The 911-nt window shown below is 82.0% G+C and carries 1 pseudogene; it reads right to left on the minus strand.

The window, feature by feature from the left end:
• Positions 1 to 793, minus strand: a pseudogene (locus IH13_RS45660) (hypothetical protein); the annotation flags it as partial.
• Positions 794 to 911: the final 118 nt, after the last annotated feature.

The following is a 911-nucleotide window of genomic DNA, read 5'->3' on the forward strand; positions in this document are numbered from 1 at the left end:
GGTCCGCACCGAGGGCGTGCAGGCGGGCCACGGCCTCGTCGAGCCGCCGCTGTCCCTGCTCGACGTCCCGCCACGCCTCGCGGCGCCTCGCGGCGTCGTCGGTGCCGCCCCGGCCGCTCTGCACCCGCACGTCGAGCGCGCCCGCGGTCCGGACGGCCTGGTTGAAGGCGCCGAGGGCGTCGGCGTGCTCCCGGCGGGCGTCATCGAGGGCGAAGTCGACCGCGAGGGCGTCGGGGAGGCCGACCGGGGCGGCGGCACCGAGGGGCCCCGTGCCGTGGTCGGTGCCCTTGCCCTTGTCCGCGGCGGTCGTGCTCACGAAGTCGCCGGTGGGGGCGGCCGGCGGCGCGTCGGACGCCGGCGGCGCGTCGGATGCGGATGCGGCCGGCGGCGGGCCGGCGGTCTGCGGCCGGGCTCCGTCCGTGCCCGTCGCCGGCGCGGCCGACGCGGTCCGGACCGGAACGGCCGGCGCGAGGGGGCCGGTGGGGTCCGTACGGTCGGCCGCCGGCGGCCGGGGGGCACGGGCCGGGTCGTCGACGCCGCTCGGGGGCCGGGTGCCGCGTGCGGCGAGCGGGTGGTCGGGGACGGCGGCGCCCGTACCGGTCCGTACGGGAACGGCCGGTGCGTCGTTGCGCCCGGCCCGCCGTTGCTCGGGCCGCACCGGATCGGCGACGGGCACGGCGGGCTCCGTCGCCGGACCGCTGGACGCGTCCGCGCCGGTGGCGGCGGGGTCGGCGGGGGTGCCGCCGGTGGGGGTGTCACCGCTCGCCGTGGCCGGTCCACGGGCCGGGTCCACGCGGGGCGGCTGCGAGGGTGTCTGCGTCCCGGGGGCCCCGGGGGTCATGTCCGGGCGCGGGACGTCGGCAGACGTACGCAGCCCGGCCGGCGGTGCCGGCGGAGCGGGCACGCCGTCA

Origin of the sequence: Streptomyces sp. NRRL WC-3549 (assembly GCF_000721935.1) — a bacterium.
GTDB lineage: Bacteria > Actinomycetota > Actinomycetes > Streptomycetales > Streptomycetaceae > Streptomyces.